Below are 22323 nucleotides of genomic sequence, written 5' to 3' on the forward strand. Positions count from 1 at the left end.
TATGAAAAATGAAACGCATAAAGACTGTTGTGGAAACATGTTCCCCGACTGCCTGCATTTGAAAGATAACGTACCGAACGAAGGCAAAGTGTTCACAGTGTGGATGAAGACTCCTAAAGGGAGTGTGCTGCCAGTTCATTCTGATCGCTCGATTGAAATAAATCATGATCAATGGGAAGAGTGTCAGCAATGTGCTGATTTCGATAGTTGCTACAAGCTCAGTATGGCGAAAATTGCTTTGGAATCTGCTGTAGCCAGTTAGTAATAAATTTTCATTAGAAGGGTATTCAAGAAATGAAACGTGTTTTAGTCTTATGTACCGGAAACTCCTGTCGTTCCCAGATGGCAGAAGAACTTTGGGAAACGTTGAGTGAAGGTGAGTGGCAGGCGGAATCAGCAGGCTCAAAGCCTTCCGGTTATGTCCATCCGCTGGCGATTGAAGCGATGCGGGAACTGGACATTGACCTGTCTGAGAACACCAGCAAGCACCTCGATCAGTTTACCGATCAGCAATTCGATCTGGTGGTCACGGTGTGTGACAATGCGAAGGAATCGTGTCCAGTCTTCTCTGGAGCCACACAGACTCTTCACTGGCCCTTCGATGATCCTGCCGATGCGACTGGCACTGATGAAGAAAAAATGACAACGTTCCGCCGTGTCCGAGATGAAATTAAAACTAAGATTCAATCATTTCTTGCTGATGAATCTGCTTAATACGTAATTTTCTTGAATGAGGAGTGATTCCATGAAACAAGAATCGGCTGTTGATTTCCCCGGTAATTACCGTTTGCATGTTGCATTAACAGTTGCAAATCTGGAGCAGTCAAAGCAATTTTACGAAGTGCTGCTGGGAGTGCCTCCAGTTAAAGAACGCCCCCGCTATGCCAAGTATGAACCCCAAGATCCTTCCGTGAACCTTACGTTAAACGAAGTAGATGAAGCAGTTAAGGTCGAAGGTGGATCCGCTCATTTTGGTATTCAGGTGAAATCTGTTGCCGAAGTTCATGCTGCGATTGAACGCTTCAAATCAGCAGGGATCAAGACGATTACCGAAGAAGCTACGACCTGTTGTTACGCAGTACAGGATAAAGTCTGGGCTATTGACCCGGATGGGCACAAATGGGAGGTGTTTGTGGTTCTGAATGCTGATGTGAAGGATGAACTCTATGCTGAGTCTGGTTGCTGTGGCCCCGAAATGGTTTCTCTAAAAACAAATAAAGAATCATAAATTTATTACTATCCAAAGGAAGCAGGTATTTAGTCATTCTTAATGAATACCTGCTTTCTTCGATTTAAATTCGTTAAAACTCAATGTGGGGTAACCAACTACTTGTTTATGATCTCTTTGACCATTGTCTCCGGCGAAAAGTTCTTAATCAACAACAATTTTCGGTCGCCACTTTCATCAATCGTGCCCGAATAGAACAGCTCATTTGAGTCCGGCAGGTATCGGGCAAATGCTCCACCCTTGGACGCATCCACCTTCAATCCCTCAGAGTCCACAACTCCAAGATATTCAAACCGATCCTGTGGAGTTCCCCTCGAATAAATCAGCAGATTTGGTTTCCCTTCTTCTGCATCCATGGCATTACAAAACAGATATTTATCATCAGATGATAAAGTCATGAAACGCATCTTGTAGCCACTTGGAGGCAGCAGCAGTGGTCTCGGCGGACTCCACTTTCCGTTCTTTGAGGAACGAGTTGAGTAATGAAATTGAATTCCTTTTCCGTTGACGATACGACCGTAGTAGAGCGTTAGGCCATCAGGAGAAATAGTCGGAGCTGCAATGAAACCATACTTCTTACTTAGCTCAGTTATTGTTTTCGGTCTGCTGAAATTACTTTCGAGATCATCTCTGGTAGCACTGGCCAGAGAACCATTGTTTTGCAACATGATGATTTCAAGACCATCAGATGAAACTGTAAAATCTGCTGCTGGAATCAACTTCTTTTTGTTCTCAAATAAAGAATTCTGATCTTTACGAGAAGCCGTCCACACCCATTTCAATGAATCTGATGGACCTTTGATGTTCCAGAAAATCGTAAGTCCATCTTTCGTGAGAACCGGATTTCCTTCAAACCCCTCAGCATCGAGTTCTTGGAGAACGATCAGTTCAGGAGATTTTGAATCCGATTTAACTTCCGGTGATTCGATTTTCAACACGGTTTCCAGATCAAGATGGTAACTCAGTGTGACTTTCTGACCGGCTTTGAGTTTAGAGAGGTCTGAGTTCTTACTGACATCAAACTCTGTGGTTTTCCCTTTTCGTTCGACTGTGATTTTGTTGTTTTGAGAATCAACAGATTTGATTGTGGCTTCAATCGAAACGACTTCTGCTTGAGCAATATTGAATGACAGGGACAAGATCAGAACAAAGCATGTCATGGTTAAAATGCGATACATTATGATTACCTTTCAAAGCGGGGATGGAAGTTATAGGCCGTGTTTGTGCGAAAGACTGATTCACCAACAGCGAAAATCACTTCGAACCCGGAATCACTTTCTCTGGATCAAAATTCTTCAACACCATCAATTTCAATTCACCATTTCCATTTTCTGGCTCACCAGCGAAAAACAATTCATTGGTGGCTTCGACATATCGCGGAAATATACCCCGAACAGTGATCCCATCAATATTCAGGACGCTCGCACTGTGAAACCCACCCTCAGCATCTCTGCCAGAATGTATGATGATGTTAGAACCTTGCGAAATGTCCTTACCAGTGCAAAATAGATACTTCCCGTCTCTTGAAATGTAAGGATATTTCATTTTGCCTATGGGAGTTAATTTAAGAGGCTCAGGCTTGCTCCAGTTTGAAGATTTAGTTTTTCGTGACATGACCTGAATCTGCGGTCCAACTCCTTTTCTCATACTGTCACAGATCAATGTCAAACCATCAGATGACAGACATGGACCGGCTAGAAACCCGTTCTTGATAACAGCGGAAGGAATTCTTGTTGGTCTCTTGAAGTTATCTTCAACAGTAGCTCTCGTAGTTTGGTAGAGCCCCTTGTTCAGAAACAGAATCATCTCAAGCCCGTCATCTGACAACGTGAAGTCCATCGCTGGAATCAGTCGCTTGGGATTTTCGAACAGCGACTCAGCGTCTTTTCGTTTCGCAGTCCATATCCATCTTGTTTGTTGCAATGGTTTTTTTACCGTGTAGTAAATTGTCAAGCCATCACCATCTGGTGAAAGCCAAGGATTACACTCTTCACCATTCACATCCAATTCAGTCAAAACAACCATTTCTGGTTTCTTTTCAATCGGCGATAGCACGTCGATTTCGAGGACAATTCCCAGTGCATCGTGATATTTCAGTATGACTGACTGTCCTGCCTGCAATGAGCTTTGATTTAGGGACTTGTTCTTCGCGGAGATCTTTGTATTTTTACTCAACTCAAGATCCAGTGTTTTATCTTTGTCGGTCACTGAAATTGTGCGTTTTGTTGCATCAACAGATTTGATCTTTCCATCGATAGTTTTTTCTGCCGCATGAATCGAGGTTGCCGCGAAGAACATGATCAAGACAACACATACTGATAAGTAAAATCGAAACATTTATTTCTCCTTTGAAAGGGATTAAGATCTAATTACTGAATTGCATTGAGGGCATATCACGCCAGTCGTCTCAAAAGCTCCAAAGCTGGGTTCTCTCACCAACAGGCCACAACCATGGCACTGTTGGGTGTCGTTGCCATTCCCGCAGTTCCAGCAGGTGTCAATTTCGTGTTCTACACGAGCACCGCATCTCAAGCATTGGTATTGCCAGTGTTCGGGAGGGACATAATCAGTGACCGGCTCACTCAGCCCTCCAATTCTTTGTGTCCACGAGTCAGAATTGAAGGGAGGGGGCAATGTATCGAAGTATGGATCACCTCCCTCAGAGATATATTGCTGATAAGCAGGATCGTCGCCAGCGAATAGCCAGCCTATAAAACGGATGATTGCCCACATCACGAAGACGAATACACCGATGCCAAGAACTGCCCCATTCCAGATTGCACCAATCGCAATACTCACTCCCAATGTTCCGAGGATGTAGAAAAACATTGTGCCAAGAGACGCTCCAAGAGCAAGAATTCGAGCGATGATTATCGTCTTTGCTGTTCGCGGTTGGCCGCTCATTTCACACTTTCCTTCCAAAGACGATATAGGTGTCATTCCCGTTGATTCATTAGGATGAAATCTGCCATCTAACTTTGATCACACACGAGCCACATACTTCTCTATCATGGGATGCTTCATTAAGAACCCATTGATCAGAGCTCGCATGTCCTCCATCGTCGCTTGGTATAGTTTTGCTGCCTGTTGACGCTTCTTCTCGATATCAGCGTTGTCCACATCGATTTTTCGATTCGCGTTGGCGAGTTTGAGTTGTTCTTTTTTCTTTTGTTCTTCCCACTTTTGTATTTCTATCTGTTGCTGGTTATGCAATTCATCTTTCTGCTGCTTATGTGCCTCCAACTCTTGGAAGAACGACCAAAGTAATGCGATCCCAGCAGCAGTGATTGCTAGAGATAGAATTATCACGTTGAACGGCATTGGTTCATTGCTTGTTAGAGAGACGATAGATCCGAGTAAAAGAGGAAGATTGAATAAAACAAGCAGGCCGCCACATCCAGCTTTGGCAACGGATTTGCCATCACCTAATTTCGTGACATTTTTAGTGATTGGTTTTGGTGGCGTCCTATACGTTTTGGGGAGATTGAGACGTTCTTTCAAAGGAACGTCACGAACAGGATCAAAACCTCTCGCTTTCCTTTGATGATAGACGCCAACTAAGTATTCGAAGTTTTGCAGTTCTTTGAACTGATCTGGAGGTAGTTGCGTCAGAATCGCTTTTGCCTTGGTCATCATGAAATCAAAATGACGCTTGTCATTCAGATCAGATAAATCAGCCGTTGAGAAGCCATTTCCCGGACGATCAATGATTTGAAGTAACCGATTCATCCCAAATGCTGCTGCAACCGGATCGCCATACGCCTCAGTTTCATTGAGGTGTTTTTCGAATTGAAAAAGTATCTCCTTGAGAGATCGCTCTCTTTGAACCTGCTCCAGATGCGTGGCTTGAGCCTCAGCAATTTGATTGAGCGTGCCTGAAATATGATTCAGGAACTGATTGGTATGACACACTTGATATTGGAGTTGATCAAGTAGCTGATTGGTTTGAAATTGTTGGATGTTCTGATTGACCAACAAGCCGATCTTGGCCGCGTCAGTCAACTTCCTACGACGAATTTCTTTTTGATACTCTTTGTCGCGTTGCACAAGGTCGTAGTTACTCATTTGTCAGCTCTTTTTTCAGTGAGTGAGTGAAAACTTGAAATCAGACAAGATGCGTTGGTCAACAATGTTGTGTGCGGGTGTCATTCGCTAAAGGAATGAGGGATGACTACATCGCATGAGCTGCCACCATCTCGGGAATGTACTGTGAGCGTGCGGTTGCCTTCATCAACAACTGAAAGTTGCAGGGAGGTGCTTGAGAGTGGAGTGTCGTCTGCTGCTTTGAGTGCGTGGAACGGGAGCAGGAAGAGCAGGGGGGAGAAGAAGAGAGCGAGTGCCATTCTTTGCGTGAGTGATTTTGCCATCTGCGGTGACCCTTTTAAAGAGATTACTGTGCGATAAATCGGCTCAGCATCTCTTCCGGGTGTCAACGGTGACAAAAATGAGGGAGCGTCAAACCAAGACCGCCCTCTCGACCCCGACCAAGGGGCATACAAGAACAGCACAAGGCCGACGCCCCCCGTTCGGGGAGCGGTCGTCCAAGCACCGCCTCTTGTATTGAAGGAACCACAAGGTGGTTCAGTTTGGTCGTTTCGAGAGAAGCAGTACCGACGTTCGCACGTCGTATCAATTTGTAAAAACATGGCCATTTGAGGCCGTCAAATTCTCCTTTTAGTTTTGAAAGTTGGGCTTCGATCAAAAGATGAAGCTACTGCACATATAGTACAATCGTGTGAGACGACTATCCACTCTAATCAGTTGAAATTCTCTTTATCAAAACTTCTATCCTGTCCTCAAGAGGGATGATTATGTTTTCAGCTCTTTGAAGACAGGCTCGTAGAAGGAGTGTATTTTTCTCAATGCATCATGTAGTAAGCCAAATGGACGATCTGCGTAGATGTTAAGAAGGTCATCGTTTGTTGGATTGCCATGACAAAGCATTAGGCTCGCTACTTCTCCACCAAATCTTTTGCGAAGTTCATTTGATACTGTCTTTCTGAGTGATTTGAATGGGTAGCGTGGGAAATCTTCAATTCGATTGCCAACCTTCGTGACAATTCCAACTTTTCTTGTGCTTTTGGTAGGTTTGCCATTCCACCATGTGTTGATCGCAGATTGTGGAGCTTTCCAAGCCTCATTGTACATTGGATTTCCGTGTCCATTGATACAAATAAATTCCGATCCCAGTTTTTTAGCTCTATCTATTGCTAATTTTAAATAGCGGACAGTTTCGGGCCACAGATACCATTCTCCATATACTCCTGTCTTGGGGCGGTTGAATAGAAGCCATGAGTCTTGGCTGTTTGACTCAATGCCGAGTGTTTCGGCATATGGGTGGGGAGTATCGAGTAAGAATCTATCGATAGTTACTCTGCCTACTTCCGCGTGAGAAAACGAGCAGTTAAGGCATAGTAAGATAATGGCTTTCTGGAAATCATTACATTCTTTTATAATTTCCACTAACTGAGTTGGAGCGTAAGTATCAATTGTGATGGCGGAATTTTGTTTTTCGGATGGAAACACAACCACTTTGCGATTGATCTTGTCTACCCCTTTGGGTTTCTCCCATCTGTAATCAGATGTATCAAGCCAATCCAAAAATCGAAAGATTTGTTTGATGGTACCTTCTGCATGATCGAAGGAGCAGCGACTCGAATAAATTGAGGGCGGACGGTTTCTCCAAATTCCAACGATTTCGTCTATCTGTTGGAGCGACAACTCAGCTAATGTTAAATGTCCAAACTGTTTATTCACTTGTTTAATCAAGCGAATTCTATTTTGTGAACCGAGGGACAATGAGCCATTTTCTATTCGCTTGCCTGTAGTTTCTATGTTTGTGACATAATCTTGAATAGCCTTTTCAAGCTTTGAGAAGTCGGTTGTGAGGGGATTGCCAGATAAGCGAACTTTCGCTGCGAGAGGGCCAAATTCTTGGTTATATCGAGCATTTACATTTGAAATGGCTTCTTGCACATCTTCGGCTATCATTTCGCGTAGGACTTTTTGGCCGTATTGAATTTGTTCCTCATTATCAAATTTTATGGGAACATTATATGTCTCGGAAATTTCATTAAGAATGGATGCTTCCATTGCGGCTTCATAATCATTGGATGTTGAATCATTGGAGAAAACGGTCCAATGAACTGGCTGGTCTTTGGCGACTGCATCTGCAAATTGTAGGACAATATCATCCCAGAAATCATGTCCATACTTTTTGCATTGATGGTCGTATATGGCTTGGATCTTGGCACGTTTTGCTTCCGCCTCGATCTTTGAAGTTCCCAGATTGAATCGTTTCTGGGCTTCGCGTTTGGAATCGATGTATCCTATGCGAGGACGGTACCGACCTTGAGAATCTGGCTTCAAATCCTTCTTGCGAGTAACAGCCATTTCTTTCCTTTCACGTGCTTATCGGCCACACAGGCTTGGTTTATCGGCCATTTTATCGGCCACAAAGAGGGGGGCCAAGAGTAGATGATTTTGTAAGCACGTGAAAAAACACGGCTTACAAAAATGTAGGCCGTGTTTAATATACACCCGAAGGGATTCGAACCCCTAACCCCCGGTTCCGAAGACCGGTGCTCTATCCAGTTGAGCTACGGGTGCAGATCTGATGGATTAGACCAGATAAATGCGACACAGGTTACTTATAAAAACGGAAAGTTTCTCTTTCCGGCTGTCGTATCTGTGATGATTCAGATGCAACCTGTTACCTCAGCTTATGTTACTGAAATGTGATCTGGTTGCAACTGTCGCAGGGACGCATTCTAGCAATCCCAGCATAAAAAACAAGCCGCTCGCGCGATCACAGGTGGTCGTACTCTGGATGGATCTCATCATTGTGACAGGTAATGCTTGACGCTCAAGGCAGGGCAGCAGGCTCTCCTAAATACAGATCAATTCAGCGCCGCCTGGCTCCTGCTGCTTGACTAACCTCATCGATTCCGTTGAGATAGTACTAATTACGTAAGAAAGTTAAGTTGTGCTTTCTGAGTGATTTACTGCAATCTGATCGTGAGGATCGACGTTGTCGTTCTGGTCCTCAGTCCTGCAATCCGCTTTTCTGTTCAAGAGAGGTCCTGCCTGCCATGATGAGTTTACAACGAACGGTTCTGTTTTTGATGCTGACTGTTACACTCAGTTTTCAGCTGAATTTCCACCCGGTTTCAGCAGGAGCGGCAGAGCCGAAACTGGCTGGTGCACGACCGGTGATCCACGCAATCAATTACTCCACAATTCAGGAAGCCATTGATGCGGTTCCTGCTGAGGGAGGGATTGTGATGCTGCCTCCGGGTAAATTTGTAATCGACAAACCACTTGTGATTAGCAGTGGCGATTTTATGCTGGTCGGTGCAGGGGGAGCGACGCATATCCATAACAAGAATGAAGAGGGCCTGGATGCGATTCAGATCCACCCCCCGGCTGATATGAAACTGCCCGATGGGAAAAAAGATCCGAAGCCCCGTATCTGGCGTGTGCAGTTGCAGAACTTTCGTGTGACGGGAAATGAAAAGAGCGGTAGGGGCATCAATGCCAAGTGGGTGCAGGAAATCTTTATTCATGGGGTTACCAGCAGCTATCACGGCAGTGATGGAATCTTTCTGGACTTCTGTTTTGAAGACCCCCGCGTTTCGGATTGTCTGATCACATACAACAAAGCCGTCGGACTGAATCTGATCGGCTGTCACGATATTGTGGTTTCAGCGAATCACTTTGAAGAGAACCAGGATGCCCTGCGTTGCGACGATGGATATAACCTGTGTATGAGCGGAAATAATCTGGATGACCACCTGCGACATGGCGTGATCATTGAGAATACCTATGGCTCAATCGTCAGTGCCAACATGATTGAAGAATGTAACGGAAGTGCCATCATCCTCGACCGGGAATGCTACGGCATTACGATGTCTGCGAACGTGATTGCGCATAACGGAAAAGGGATTATTCTCAAAGACGCGCATGGCTGTGCTGTGAGTGCGAATACTTTCACACTGCTCGCAGAAGATGCATTGTGGATTGGTCCTGGGTCCGGTCGGATTACAGTGACAGGCAATAACTTCTCCAATAGTTACATTGGAAAAGGAATGGTCAAACGCCGCACCAACGATCTCAAAGCCGCTGGTCTGACACTGGATAAGACTCGGGGAATTACTGTCTCCGGCAACCTGTTCTCTTCAGTGCGTCCCAAGGCAGTGGAAGTGATCGAACCGACGACCCATGTGATCTTCGGGAATAACCTGCTGATCGATGTCGAATCAGACCACAAACTGCTGAAAGAATCGATCGTGGAACATGTTCTTGAAGCGGCAGCAGAGCCTGTGAAGCCGGAATCCAAGTAGTCGTCTGTTTCAATGGCAAATGTAATCTGCGAGAAACTTCAATAGAAAGGCGGATCAGAAATGCTGCGGTTAAGTGGATGGATGATGTGTCTGTGGGGATGTCTCTCCGGGTTACAGGCGGCAGAACAGCAGTCTGAGACAGAACAGGCTGCTCCCGTTTATCGGGAGCACCTGGATCTGTCTTACTATCTGGACCAGAATGGTGAGAAGCAGTCGGTAAAAAACTGGAATGACTGGCAAACTCGGAGACAGCACATCCTGTCTAATATGCAGACGGTGATGGGCGAAGTGCCCCGGCCGAAGCAGCCGGTGCCCCTGGAGATGAAAGTGCTGGAAGAGACCGATCTGGGCAAGGTGAAGCGACTAAAAATCTCGTATCACACAGACGATCTACAACAGCGGGTCAAAGCATATCTGTTTGTTCCTCAAGGCGCCTCTGCCGACCATCGAGTGCCTGCCATTCTCTGTCTGCATCAGACGAATTCGCAAATCGGAAAAGAGGAACCGGCGGGAATCCGGGGACTGCCCAATCTGAAGTATGCGATCGAACTGGCAGAGCGGGGCTATGTCACACTCGCGCCCGATTATCCTTCGTTCGGTGAGTATCCGTATGATTTCAAAGCGCACCCCGAATACCGTAGTGGAACCATGAAGGCGATCTATGACAATATGCGGTCCATTGATCTGTTGCAGTCACTGGATTATGTCAACGCGGATCAGATCGGTTGTGTGGGTCATTCACTGGGGGGACATAATACGATGTTTACCGCGGCCTTTGATACCCGCATCAAGGCCCTGGTATCAAGCTGTGGCTTCACCCGTTTCCATAAGTACTACGGCGGAAAGCTGAAAGGCTGGACCAGTGACCGCTACATGCCGTTGATCAACAGCAAATACCAGAACGATCCAAATCAGGTTCCCTTTGATTTCACCGAGATCGTGGCCAGCTTTGCGCCGCGGGCTTTTCTGGCATGTGCTCCTGTGAACGACAGTAATTTTGAGGTCTCGGGGGTGAAAGATGTGATTCGGATCGCGCAGCCGGTCTATCAGTTATCTGGACACCCAGAGAATCTGCAGGCCACATATCCTGAGGCACAGCACGATTTTCCACCCGCGACGCGTGAAGCAGCCTACCAGTTTTTTGATCGGCATCTCAAAAAATAGAGGTGTACCGAAGCGACTCATTCCTCTCGGAACTGATCTTTTTCAGGCCAGTTTTCGATCTGGTTGATCCAGCGATGCATGGGGGCATCGATCAGATTTGATAGTCGCTTCTGGTCCGCACCTTGGTGGGTATTGAATAGAATGGCCCAGTTGATTCGGTCCAGTCGTCTGACGAGTAAGGTTGAAGTGCCATCCAGGGCTCCCATATGCCAATGGTTTGCGTTACCTGCTGTGTCGATCGGCCGCACCATCCAACCACAGGCATAATAGGCAACTTTGGGGACGCCATCCTCTGTGAAGCCCGCACTCCCTTCAGGACGGGCAAACATCTGGGAGAGGGCAGGAGCCTTCAGGATCGGGCATTCATCCGGCAGGTTGAACGCAGTCGCGAAGCGTACCAGGTCTGGAGCAGATGAAATCCAGCCTCCGTGTGAGTCCATTGCTTCCAGATACCAGGCACCATACGGACGCGGCACTTCGGAGAGCGTATTATTAGAATAGACTGTACTGCCAACATTCTCGCTGTAGTATTTGACCTCATTGGGACGTCGGTTGATGAGTAGTGTCCTGCCGAGTTCTGTGTGTTTCATACCCAGGGGCTGGCAGATCGTCTGCTGCACATATTCTGCGTAGGACTGTCCGGTTATCTCTTCGATCACCCGGCCCAGCAGGCAGTAGCCAAAATTGGAGTAGGCATACTTTTCACCAGGGGCAAAATCGAGTGGTTTCTGTACCATGATGCGAATTACATCGTCCGCTTCAGCGGGAGGCTGCTTGCCCAGTTGTCTGGCGAAAGCAACCGAACGAAACATGGGATCAAAGGAGGCATCCCGGTCCCAGCCGCCGGTATGATTCAGGAGGTTTTGAATTGTGATATCTTTTAGACGCGGATCGACTTCTGGAGCTGCCAGCTCCTTCTGGTAATCTTTCAAGACTGAAAAGACCTTCGTGTCCAGCTGCAATTTTCCCTGTTCGATGAGCTTCATGATGGCTACGGCTGTGATAGGTTTGGAGAGGCTGGCAATCCGAAACTGGCTGTCTGGCTGGACCTTTTTCTTTTGCTCAACATCGGCGTAACCAAAACCGCGAGCGTAAACGAGACGACCGCGATAGCTGACCGCGACAGATGCACCCGGGGGATGGTGTTCGAGCAGGAACTCTTTGATTGACTGGTCCAGTGAAGCGAGTTCCGGCTGTTCCAGACCGGTGACCGGAATGTCAGCGGCGGTCTGCCAGCGAATCGGTGAGGAAGTCATGCGAGATCTCTGCTCCGGTTTTCTCCAGATAGCGTTGAAAAAAGTCTTGCCGTTTACCTGGTAGCCATCCAGGTAAGACAGCTCCAGATTCTCGGTTCTGCGTTTCTTATCGACTTCCTCTAATTGACTGGCAGTTGAATGAAATCGTGCCTGCCAGATCGGGCCGGAAACTTTGGACCAGAGGGCATGGTAAAAGGGAGTGTTACCAATACTGAACCCGCAGAGTTCTTCCAGGCGATAGCCACGCGCGATAAACTCGTCGTAGGTCTGAGGAAACCTGTCTGCGGGGACATTACATTCTGCTTCCCAGGCGTTTGCCTGCTGTTTCACCCAGATCCCTGCATGGGAGGCTTTATTGCGGAGAGCGAATCCATCCAGGGAAAGTGGACTATAGCCCTGTTCTTTCAGGGTCTCCAGAGTTTCCTTGAGCTCGGTATCATCGAGGGAATGTTTCAAAATGAAATCGGGAGCAGCCCCTTTTTCCCAGATGACAGCATAACGGGCTGAGCCTCTTAGTTCACATCCGCTAATCTCCACGGGTTGAAAACCATCTGCAGCATATTCCTCTAATTTCTGATTCAGCTGACCGATCGTCAGCCCGTGATGTGCTTTCCAGTCGCGCTGGCTCATGCGAGGGACGGCGATTGCTGCAAATTCGATGGAGCGCTGTCCTGGAAAAACACTGACTTCAGCCAGAGCCAGATCCTGCTTCCCGAGACCTGAAACAAAACGCTGGTACTCTACCGCAGACATTTTCAGTTCAAAAGTTATTTCGGCAGCTCGCAGTAAGCTGGTTGTAAGACTGAGCAGGAGCAGCAGGAAGATTCTCAAAGGCATGAGTTTTACCATTCGAAAGCTGGCGGATAATGAAGTGAACTCCTTCGATGATAAAGGGCCCAGCGAAGCTGGTTCAAGCAGATTCTAATCCCGGAGGCTGATTTTAACTGAAAGGCACTGTAAACTGGTTGTCTGGTCTCACTCAGAACCGAATGAAAACAGAATCCGGAAAGGGCGTTGCTTTGAATTATCTCAAGATGGGAATCGGTTTGCTCTGTACGTTGAGCATCGTCTCTGAGGCTTTATTCGCAGGGGATCCAATCTTAATCGCGCATCGGGGGCTGCTGCGCCATGCTCCCGAAAATACGCTCCCCGCATTTTCAACCTGCCTGGATCTCGGGCTGGGTATCGAACTGGATATTCGAACGACAAAAGATGGTGAGCTGGTCATCATTCACGATGACAGTCTGCAGCGAACAACTGACGGAGGCAAACGTTCCATCAGAGACATCATCTGGGCCGAGGCTCAACAGCTCGATGCTGGAAAGTGGTTTGATCCTGCTTTCGCAGAGACACGGATTCCTACTCTGGAAGAGACTCTGAAGCTGATCAGGGATCGCAAACGGGGCGAGACTGTGATCGCATTGAACATCAAGCAGCTGAATCCGGAAGGCGAACGTAAACTGATTCAACTGCTGGAACAATGTGATCTGTTTGGCGACTGTTTTGGCTTCGATCAGAGTGCTGATATGAGTCAGCGTCTGAAAAAGTTAAATCCAAAGTTTCGCGTCGGACAAAATGTCAGCCGGAAGAATCTGGAAACTCGTCTCAGTGAGGGAAAACTGGATGTTTTTCTGCTGACCTTTGTTCCTGAAAAGTCAGAAGTCGACTCTCTCAAACAGCAGGGCAAACAGGTGCTGTTTAATTTTGGTGGAGCAGGGGAGGCCCGTCGGAATCCTACGGTCTGGAATCAGATCCGTGCGGCTGGTGTAGAAGGCATGCTGACCGATTATCCACTGGAGTGCCGTCGCATCTGGAGAGAAGCAGATCCGGGTTCCTGATTCGAATCTGCTTTAGATACATCGTTCGGTTCTATTTTTGTGCGAAGGCATGTGCGATCAGATCGTGATCGAAGACCTCCGGGACCTCTTCCTCAGCAGCGTAAAGGTAGATGGCTGCGATGACGATCGAATGGCAGGCGGAGGAAACCAGGGATGCCAGCAGGATACCGAAAATGGCGACTCCGATCAGAGCTCCACCGAGGGCGACACTTCCTGAACTGATTAAGAAGCCTCCACCCACAATCATTGCGATCAGCGGGATCATGACCAGGAACATGATCATGCCGATCCCGAAGTTGGCGACCAGTGATTCGCCCCAGGTCTCGCGCAGAATACCGACAGAGCGTTTGATTGACTCAAAGGGGTTTTTTCGTTCGACTACCAGGACGGGGATCACGAAATAAGTCGTAATTGACCAGGCCATTCCCAGCAGACCGGCGACAAACTGTCCCAGTCTCTCAGAGCGGGACTCGATCATCTTGATGATGAAACCTACGGTCGCACTGACCAGAGCCCAACCAGCGATTTGCGGCAGTCGGTTGAGGGCGGAATTAAAGCCATCGCCGATCCCCGGATTGCCCCCCTTCAGGCGAATGATGGCACAGGACATCAGGGCCGAGTTGAAAAAGATCATCACGAAGTAATTTACGAAATAGAAGGCAAACAGAATCACATAAGCGACCGGATCCTGCGGGGCCTGCTGGTCGTTCATGATGACATCAACATATTTACTGTTCCACAGGGGCAGGGCAAAACTGGCCAGTACCAGCAGACAGGAAATGCCACTCATGATGGGAAACAGGAGCAGTTCTTTATCCAGCATTAAGACGTGAAAACTCTGTTTTGAGAGTGCCCATCCGTTTGAGATGCGGGTAAACATGATTGTGAATCCTCCTGATGATCTGGCTGGCAATACAGTGCGACGCTGTCATAAACTGTTGCATTCGTGGCAACTTCCCCAGAGTTATAACAGATTGCTGCACGCGGACATAATCGAATCTGAGGATTCTCATAGATTATTCATCGGTCGGCAATGTCAGCAGCAGTGCAACGGTGGCCCAACTGGCTGCGGTGACTGAGATGAACTGGTCTTTCCCATGCGGATAGCCGGTTTCGAAGTAAGTCTGAAACGGATTGGCCCGCGATTTCACATACCAGGAGCCATCCGGTTGCTGAGTCTCGAGCAGGTATTTTATGCCGCGTTGAATGCTCAGATCGCTTGCCTTATGTTGTCCCGAACGTAAGAGGGCCACAAGGACGGTCCCTGTAGCGTAGGCGTCGCTGGTCATCTCGGGGAGTTGTGACCAGCCCCCATCGGAATTCTGCAGCTGTGTCAGTTCCCGGGCTGCCGCTTGAATACGTGACTCTTCTACATTGAGTTCCAGGAAGGCTCTCAACTGAAAGACTCGTTCTTCGGTGGAAGCCGGTTTGAGTTTCAGGAACCAGTCGCGGCTTTGAGCGAAACGTTTCTGGATCCGGGGTTGTTGTGCCTCGGTTCCAAAATTTCTCAGTGCTCGGATTACGAAATAACTGGTGTTGGTATCGCTGGACATGGACGGAGGCCGCGTAGAATTACGCAGCCAGTGATCGCGGGAGCGGTTGCGTTCCAGCAGATACCCGGTGACGGCTGCTGTGACTTCATCCGGTTTTCTGCCCGCCAGCTCCAGTGTCCAGAGGGAAAAACTGGCCATATCAGGGCCGCCTCCCTGACCTTGCCCCGTCTGATATTTTTCCAGCCCCCGCTTGAGGGCAGCTGCTGTGTGATCGACCTGTCTTTGAAAATTGGTCTGATCAATTTTGAATCCCCGCGGCTGTGCCTCACTGAATACCAGGACGGCCAGGGCCTGGTTATGACAGGTGAAACAGGTTCGTTCGTGGGCTGAGCCGGCGGCTGCTTTTTCGATGAGGGGGATGGAACGGGAAATGGCTGAACGAACCAGAGCCGGATCGGGAGCGGTTTCACCGGCTGGCGATAAGAGTGCGAGATTCAGGATGAGACAGCAGACGCATGCCTGCAGAATCGAATGGTACATGCTACGCCTTCACAGGGGGATGGACTCTGATCGTGTACTGCTCGATTGTAGCAGTCATGGGGATACCGTTTCCAGCAGATTCCCTTAACAGAAGGACTTCCCGTAGAACAGGTTCATTTCGCGGACGCTTCTGCAGGGCGAGGGGCGCGGCTGGGGCATTCGATATGCTCCTGAAGTAAACCGAGTCCGATGATCTTCCCTGCTTTGCGTCTGAGAATCGGGGCAAGCAGCCCAGCCATTTTCCGTAACGGCCAGGAAATCGAGATCGGTTTACCCGGGACGCTGCTACCGCCGAACAGTCGTTGGTGTGCGAAGACCTGCAGGCGCTGCATATGGAGAGCCGGTGGTTCACGCCGCTGTTGTACCCGCTTCAGATCTGACAGAGTCAGGGTTTCATTATAGAGCGGGTCCGCCAGGATGTTGGCTGCTGCGACCGCATCCTGCACTGCGAGGTTGACGCCAACTCCTCCCACAGGGGACATCGCATGTGCTGCGTCTCCAATGAACAGCAGCCCCGGACGAGCCCAGTTGGTAATGTGATTCAACTGCACGGTCAGCAGACGGACCTTGTCCCACGAGTCGATGTCGTTGATGCCATCAGAGAGGGCGGGCAGAATCTCGACGACCCGGTTGCGGAAGGCTTCGAGGCCTTCCTGCTTCAAGTCATCGAAGGAACCTTTGTTAATGATCATCCCGGTCTGGAAGTAGTCTCCCCGGTCGATGGTGATTAACATTCTCCCATCTCGAATGCGGGCCAGTGTGTTGTCGGTGACTTCGCCTGCTTTGCTGACCCGGAACCAGAGTACGTCGATAGGAATCCCTTTTTCGACGATTTCGACACCTGCTTCGTGGCGCATGTCCGATCCTCGACCGTCGGCACCGACGACTAGATCGGCTCGGATTTCATATTCTCCATTCACTCCTTCCACCTTCACGCCCACGACCTGGTCTCCGTCAAAGATCAGGCCGGTGGCCTTCGACTGCATGTGTACTTGGAAGTTGGGGAACTCAGCGCCATGTCGGGCCAGCATATTCAGGAAATCCCACTGTGGTGCAAAAGTGATGAATTTGCATTTGGTCGGCAGATGTGTGAAGTAAGGCCCTTCAACATCCTGCCCTTCAAAATTGAGTTTCAAAGATTCGAAGTGCTTGTCCGCGATGCCCAGGAATTCATCGAGCAGGCCCAGTTCATGCAGCAGTTCCAGTGTGGAAGGATGAATGGTGTCGCCACGAAAGTCACGCAGGAAATCTTTGTGTTTTTCCAGTACGATGACTTCCACGCCGGCCCGCCCCAGCAGATAGCCGAGAAATAATCCCGCTGGCCCTCCGCCGACAACACAACAGCGAGTTGTAATCGAAGCACCGCTTGACGGTGGTTGAAACTCATCCATGGCCCGTAACCTCCTGTAAAAAGAATTGCATCTTGGCGGGTAATACTGAGCGCGAAACAGATTTAAGTTGTGTTTTGTTCCGAATCTGACGGCGGTTGTTCGGTCGCCTTATCCTGTGAGGCTTGCGAATCTGACACAGGTTTCCGTTTAAAGCTTCGGCGGGAGATGATCACTATGACGAAGAGAATCATCAGACTGCCGATGACTTGAGCATAACCTTCCATATTTCGTCTCATCTTTCGCAGCTGAAGAGTGATTATTTATAAGATACGCTTTTGCCTGATCAGAATGACAACCGACCGTGCCTGCACATCATAGGTTGCTGCGGAAACCGGCTTCAGGGACTCTGGTTCCAGCACATCTTCCGGGCTGGGCAGGGCCGTGTCGACCACCCGCTGCCATTCTCCGGGAGTTCCTTCATGGATTCCAAAAATGCAGGTGTTGGCGGCAGCATTGATCATGACATACAAATCGACGTCCGCTTCACTCTGACCATGCAGACAGAACGCCAGCGTTTTCGCGGCAGGCGTCAGATCGACATAGCGTGTAACTCCGTACCATTTTACATCTTCTCTCCAGAAATGGGAACGGCAGACCGTTGAGTGCCGTTTTCGGAAGGCGATCATCAGTTTGACGAAACGAAAGAAATCCTGGTGCGTCTCAAGTCGATCCCAGTCGAGCCAGGTCGTTTCGTTGTCCTGGTTGTACGGGTTGTTGTTGCCCTCCTGGGTCTGCAGGAATTCGTCACCCATTCGAAACATGGGCGAACCATTGGAGACCATCAACAGCGCAAACAGGTTTTTGGCCTGCTGCTTTCTAAGCTGTTCGACTTCGGGAGGCGCGTCTGCCCCTTCCCAGCCGCAGTTCCAGCTGTAATCGTTGGTTCCATCGGTATTGTTGTGACCGTTGGCCCAGTTCTGTTTGCTGTTATACGAGACCAGATCATACAGGGTAAAGCCGTCATGCGAAGTGATATAGTTGACGCTCTGGTATGGTCGCAGGGCGTGCAGGCAGTCATCGGGAAACAGGTCACAACTGCCGTAGATGCGCGTCATGAGGTCTGCGACTTTTCCAGAATCCCCTCGCACGAACTGTTGCACGGTATCTCGGTAGGCGGCATTCCATTGCATCCAGCGATGACCGGGAAAACGGGAGCCGAGCTGAAACTCTCCCGCGGCATCCCAGGGTTCTGCGATGAAGCGGCGGTCCGTCAGGGTATTGTCTGAACCAATCTGTCCAATCGTGGTCGGGTTCGATTCATCAATGCTCCCATCCAGTCTGCGGGTGAGGATGCTGGCCAGGTCAAAGCGGAAACCGTCTACGTGCATCTCCTTGACCCAGTAGTGCATACTGTCGACGATCATCTTCCGGACGGCCCGGTTGGCGGTATGCAGTGTGTTGCCCGATCCTGAATAATTGGCGAACGGATCTCGGGGGTTGTCAGTCAACGTGTAATAGGTGGTGTTGTCGATTCCTTTGAAACTGTAGGTGGGGCCCTGTTCATTTCCCTCGCCAGTATGGTTGTAAACCACATCCAGGATGACTTCGATGCCGGCTTTGTGCAGGGCTTTGACCATTTCACAAAATTCGATGTGGCGTTCGCAGGTGTCGTCTGATTTGCAGTACGCATCATGCGGCGCGAAGAAGCCCAGGGGCATGTATCCCCAGTAATTACCATCGTCGTCGTCGAACTGATAGACGGGCATCAGTTCAACCGCAGTCACTCCCAGTTCCAGGAGATACGGGATTTTTTCGATCACACCCGCGAACGTACCCCGGGCATCAGCCGAGACTCCAGAGTTCTCACGTCTGGTAAACCCCTTGACGTGCATCTCGTAGATGACCAGGTCAGAAGTGTGATGGATATGCTGGTCGTCATCCCAGTTAAAGGCGCATTCAATCGACTGTAATACCGAGAGCGGGGCATGTCCGATGTTGGAGCCCGGCAGGCAGGCCCGCTGACGATCAAACAGGGGGGGGAAGAAAAGGTTGTGGGAATAGGGATCAAACAGCAGCTTATCCGGATCAAAGGCATGCCAGTCATAAATGCCATCCGGCGCGGGACCGTCGATCTGGTAGGCGTAGTATTTTGCAGATTTGATCTTCTCTTTGGGAATCCGGCAGTGCCAGATTTCAGCAGACTTATTGCGCAGGTAGTCGAACGCAAATTCGAAGACCGGTTCGAACAGATTGTCCTCGGTGAAGAAGAGCAGCTTCACCTGTTCGGCGTGTTTCGAATAGATGGCGAAGTTGTAAGCGTTCTCTGAGGGAACCCAGGTTTCTCCCAAGTGTACGGGAGAGCCTTCTCTTTTATCCCAGTGGTCCATCGTGCGATCTCCGGATCGAATCAGTGTGGGGTTTACCAATCAGGGCAACCAGGTCTCGTAAGATCTGAGGCAGTGCCAGTCCGCCGGGCGCTGCGAGGTACTTGGGAGTCCAGACCGGATCGAATTTTTCTTTGTAGCTGCGCAGACCTTCAAAGCGGTAGAAATGATCGCCATAGCGGAAGATCAGGTTCGCCGTCCGGTTCCAGACGGGGGACAGTGGACGACTTTCGATCCCGGAAAGGGGAGCCATGCCGAAATTGAACCAGGCATAACCTGCAGTCTGTCCCCAGAGCATCAGTTTCACAAACAGGTATTCCATCACACCCGGAGGCGCTGTCTGATCGTAACGCATCAAATCGGCTGAGAGTTCTTCTTTGTCGGCGCCTTCGAGTATATTCGTGAAGGCAATGATCGTTCCCCGTTGTTTGACGACAGCGATCGGGAATTGCGACAGATAGGTTTCATCAAAGTAACCGAGGGAAAACCCTTTTTCCTTCGTACTCTTAGACTGCAGCCAGTCATCAGAGATCCGTTTCAGTTCCGGAAGGATGGCAGGAACCTGCTCCCTGGGGATGATCGTGAATCCACATTCTGCCTGTTCACAGTGATTGATCGCCTGACGGAGTTTTCGTCGCTTACCGCCAGAAAGTTCAAACTCGGTTAAAGGGACCCGTGCCTCTTCACCCAGTTTGAGGATGGTCAGTCCCTGGTCGAGATAAATTGAGAGGTTTTCCGGTCTGATCTGGTAGAAGACGGGCCATCCATCATAGAGGTCCACGAGTTCGCGAAATTGCCAGACCAGTTCGGCCCGGTCCGCTTCGGGCCCGACGGGATCTCCCAGACTGATCCAGGACCGTTTCTGAATGCCATACATAATGAACGCTGTCTGCTGTGGATTGAACAGCAGGGATTTATCTCCCAGTAATGCCAGGCGTGTGGACGTGACTGGTGAAGCTGTCACGAGTTGCCTGACCAGCGCCAGTTCGTCCGTGGTCGGCGGGTGTGCCTGGGGACGCTGTGCGGAGGTTAATCTCGCAATGGAGAAGAGCAACACCACCGAGATCGCACCGATGCTGCCCCGCATGAAACGTGAAGCGTCACCTTTGATTGTAAACGCCCACCAGAGTTCGTGGGAATATTCGATGTTCCGATAGGCAAACAGTCCGAGCCAGAGCGAACAGAGTACGATGCTCAGGATGGTAGCCGCCCAGGGAAGACTGAAGCGGTCGTGAATCAGGGTACCTTTGCGATAGTACTGTTGGCGGCTGAGGAGCAGGGCCAGCAGAATGACGCCCAGGAGAATCGCTTCTTCATAGTCGAAGCCTTTCAGCAGAGAGACCAGGATCCCCAGGCTGAGCAGGCCAGTGATCAGCCACCAGGCCGAATCGAGTCGTCGCTGGAGTCCCCGGGCGAGGACCAGCAGGGCTGCTCCGATCAGACTCCCCAGGAAATGTGAAATCTCGACCAGGGGCAGGGGGAGCGTCTGTTGCAGGTGGCCCAGGCGGGCTGTGACGATGGGGGTGGCACCCGAAAAGAGCAGGACTGCCCCCGCAAGTAGCGTGCACCAGGAAAGAATCAGGGGAGCGATCGTCGCTGACCAGCGATTCGCCTGCTGCAGTGTGCGTTGCGCCAGGCCGCGATTGAGTGAGAGCTCATGCAGGCCCATCAATATCACAGCGAAAAACAGGGGGATCAGGTAGTAAATCACTCGGAAGACCAGTAACCCTGCCAGAATTTTAGCTGAAGAAGGGGATGCGACGAGTGTGAGAATTACCAGTTCAAAGACGCCGACCCCTCCCGGTACATGGGAAAGTACCACCGTCACTGTCGCCATCAGGAAGATGCCCAGAAACTCCCCGTAGCCAATGGTGAGATTGTGGGCGAGCAGGGTATACACGATCGCAGCGACCAGCAGCAGGTCTCCCGCCGAGACGGCCAGCTGTAATAAGGTCATCCTGGTGCTGGGCAGACGCAGTTCAATGCCTTTGACCCGGATGGGTGATTTGCGGATAAGTGTCAGCGAGGCATAAACAACCGCAACAGCCAGTAACAGTCCCCCCAGTGGTTGAACACTGGAAAAAGGAAGGTGTAACGATGCGGGAATCGGGAAAGGGTGGGAAAGAAAGACGACTCCGGCCAGCGCGAACACGCCGACCCAGTAGGTCGTTCCCAGCATGAGCATCAACTGCAGGATTTCCATCGCCGTCAGACCCCAGGCGGAATAGAGACGATAGCGAACCGAGGTCCCTCCCAGCAGGGCACCGAAATTATAGCTGGTGACAAAACCGGTAAAGGAAGCCAGCGAGATTTTCCCTAGAGAAAGTGGATGCTGAATTGCCCGGACTGCCAGATAGTCATAACCGATCAGCAAGACGTAATTGAGAACGGTTAAGCCCCCGGCTGCCCAGAGTCGCCAGGCGGGAATCTGCTCCACTGCCGAACGGATATCGTGGATGTTGTAATGTTTCAGCTCCCTGACCAGCAGCCAGATGGCTCCCACAAAGATGGTAATCACCAGCAACGGAGCGAGTTGTTTAAGGCGGTGCAGCATCAAGGGGTCTTATTCACGGGGGCTGATATCATGGTCTGAACTTTGCCATTTGGGCTGGAAGGCCTCACGACTGAAAGACAGATGAGAAAATATTTATCTATCGTGGTGTCATGGTCGTAGTTGGTCAGAGAATTACTCCGTTACAGTGAACGGCTCATGAATTTTCTCGAAGAGATCATAGATTATACGTGCA

18 protein-coding genes and 1 tRNA gene are annotated in these 22323 nt (G+C 49.7%); 6 read left to right on the top strand and 13 right to left on the bottom strand.

Features of this window, described 5'->3' with window-relative positions; genetic code table 11:
* The first annotated feature begins 1 nt into the window (after position 1).
* Genes HG66A1_RS08125 through HG66A1_RS08135 form a run of 3 tightly spaced genes read left to right on the top strand, consistent with a single transcriptional unit; the run spans position 2 to position 1228 of the window.
* Entirely contained in the window at positions 2–262 is a 261-nt protein-coding gene (locus tag HG66A1_RS08125) for a hypothetical protein (RefSeq protein ID WP_145181923.1), read from the top strand.
* A 32-nt stretch (positions 263–294) separates the two neighbouring features.
* Positions 295–714 carry an arsenate reductase ArsC gene (locus HG66A1_RS08130; protein ID WP_145181926.1) on the top strand — a complete coding sequence of 140 codons (420 nt, stop codon included), beginning with the start codon at positions 295–297 and terminating at the stop codon, positions 712–714.
* Between the two features lie 31 nt (positions 715–745).
* Positions 746–1228 carry an ArsI/CadI family heavy metal resistance metalloenzyme gene (locus HG66A1_RS08135; RefSeq protein WP_145181928.1) on the top strand — a complete coding sequence of 161 codons (483 nt, stop codon included), beginning with the start codon at positions 746–748 and terminating at the stop codon, positions 1226–1228.
* 98 nt (positions 1229–1326) lie between these two features.
* On the opposite strand, the gene HG66A1_RS08140 is transcribed toward HG66A1_RS08135, so the two are convergent.
* From HG66A1_RS08140 to HG66A1_RS08170, 7 genes are all read right to left on the bottom strand, one after another.
* On the bottom strand, positions 1327–2406 hold the full coding sequence (locus HG66A1_RS08140; RefSeq protein WP_145181931.1) for a PD40 domain-containing protein: 1080 nt from the start codon (positions 2404–2406) through the stop codon (positions 1327–1329).
* Between the two features lie 76 nt (positions 2407–2482).
* Positions 2483–3565, bottom strand: coding sequence for a hypothetical protein (locus tag HG66A1_RS08145; protein ID WP_145181934.1), 1083 nt, complete (start codon positions 3563–3565; stop codon positions 2483–2485).
* A gap of 21 nt (positions 3566–3586) precedes the next feature.
* Positions 3587–4132 (bottom strand): hypothetical protein, encoded by a 546-nt coding sequence (locus HG66A1_RS08150; protein WP_145181936.1) that lies wholly within the window; start codon positions 4130–4132, stop codon positions 3587–3589.
* 78 nt (positions 4133–4210) lie between these two features.
* The gene (locus tag HG66A1_RS08155) at positions 4211–5293 is read right to left on the bottom strand and encodes a hypothetical protein (RefSeq protein WP_145181939.1); all 1083 of its coding nucleotides are present in this window, start codon (positions 5291–5293) and stop codon (positions 4211–4213) included.
* 80 nt (positions 5294–5373) lie between these two features.
* Positions 5374–5595 (bottom strand): hypothetical protein, encoded by a 222-nt coding sequence (locus HG66A1_RS08160; RefSeq protein WP_145181942.1) that lies wholly within the window; start codon positions 5593–5595, stop codon positions 5374–5376.
* A 442-nt stretch (positions 5596–6037) separates the two neighbouring features.
* Positions 6038–7621 carry a hypothetical protein gene (locus HG66A1_RS08165; RefSeq protein ID WP_145181945.1) on the bottom strand — a complete coding sequence of 528 codons (1584 nt, stop codon included), beginning with the start codon at positions 7619–7621 and terminating at the stop codon, positions 6038–6040.
* A gap of 142 nt (positions 7622–7763) precedes the next feature.
* Positions 7764–7837: transfer RNA gene (locus tag HG66A1_RS08170), tRNA-Arg, on the bottom strand.
* A 482-nt stretch (positions 7838–8319) separates the two neighbouring features.
* Here HG66A1_RS08170 and HG66A1_RS08175 point away from each other — a divergent pair.
* Both HG66A1_RS08175 and HG66A1_RS08180 read left to right on the top strand, forming a co-directional pair.
* Complete coding sequence (locus HG66A1_RS08175) at positions 8320–9570, top strand: nitrous oxide reductase family maturation protein NosD (RefSeq protein ID WP_145181948.1); 1251 nt, start codon at positions 8320–8322, stop codon at positions 9568–9570.
* A gap of 60 nt (positions 9571–9630) precedes the next feature.
* Complete coding sequence (locus HG66A1_RS08180; RefSeq protein ID WP_232106776.1) at positions 9631–10734, top strand: alpha/beta hydrolase family protein; 1104 nt, start codon at positions 9631–9633, stop codon at positions 10732–10734.
* A gap of 17 nt (positions 10735–10751) precedes the next feature.
* Here HG66A1_RS08180 and HG66A1_RS08185 read toward each other — a convergent pair whose 3' ends face one another.
* The gene (locus HG66A1_RS08185; RefSeq protein ID WP_197997041.1) at positions 10752–12827 is read right to left on the bottom strand and encodes a serine hydrolase; all 2076 of its coding nucleotides are present in this window, start codon (positions 12825–12827) and stop codon (positions 10752–10754) included.
* 152 nt (positions 12828–12979) lie between these two features.
* On the opposite strand from HG66A1_RS08185, the gene HG66A1_RS08190 reads away from it, so the two are divergent.
* The gene (locus tag HG66A1_RS08190) at positions 12980–13828 is read left to right on the top strand and encodes a glycerophosphodiester phosphodiesterase (protein ID WP_145181953.1); all 849 of its coding nucleotides are present in this window, start codon (positions 12980–12982) and stop codon (positions 13826–13828) included.
* 31 nt (positions 13829–13859) lie between these two features.
* On the opposite strand, the gene HG66A1_RS08195 is transcribed toward HG66A1_RS08190, so the two are convergent.
* From HG66A1_RS08195 to mprF, 5 genes are all read right to left on the bottom strand, one after another.
* Positions 13860–14708 (bottom strand): DUF6159 family protein, encoded by an 849-nt coding sequence (locus HG66A1_RS08195; protein WP_145181956.1) that lies wholly within the window; start codon positions 14706–14708, stop codon positions 13860–13862.
* A gap of 136 nt (positions 14709–14844) precedes the next feature.
* On the bottom strand, positions 14845–15861 hold the full coding sequence (locus HG66A1_RS08200) for a prenyltransferase/squalene oxidase repeat-containing protein (protein ID WP_145181959.1): 1017 nt from the start codon (positions 15859–15861) through the stop codon (positions 14845–14847).
* Between the two features lie 113 nt (positions 15862–15974).
* Entirely contained in the window at positions 15975–17252 is a 1278-nt protein-coding gene (locus HG66A1_RS08205; RefSeq protein ID WP_145181962.1) for an FAD-dependent oxidoreductase, read from the bottom strand.
* Positions 17253–17512: 260 nt separating this feature from the next.
* Positions 17513–19579 (bottom strand): glycogen debranching protein, encoded by a 2067-nt coding sequence (locus HG66A1_RS08210; protein WP_145181965.1) that lies wholly within the window; start codon positions 19577–19579, stop codon positions 17513–17515.
* The gene (gene mprF, locus HG66A1_RS08215) at positions 19563–22130 is read right to left on the bottom strand and encodes a bifunctional lysylphosphatidylglycerol flippase/synthetase MprF (protein WP_145181968.1); all 2568 of its coding nucleotides are present in this window, start codon (positions 22128–22130) and stop codon (positions 19563–19565) included. The genes HG66A1_RS08210 and mprF overlap by 17 nt, the downstream gene beginning before the upstream one ends.
* Between the last annotated feature and the right edge of the window lie 193 nt (positions 22131–22323).

The organism is Gimesia chilikensis (assembly GCF_007744075.1).
In the GTDB taxonomy this organism is placed as follows: Bacteria; Planctomycetota; Planctomycetia; order Planctomycetales; family Planctomycetaceae; genus Gimesia; species Gimesia chilikensis_A.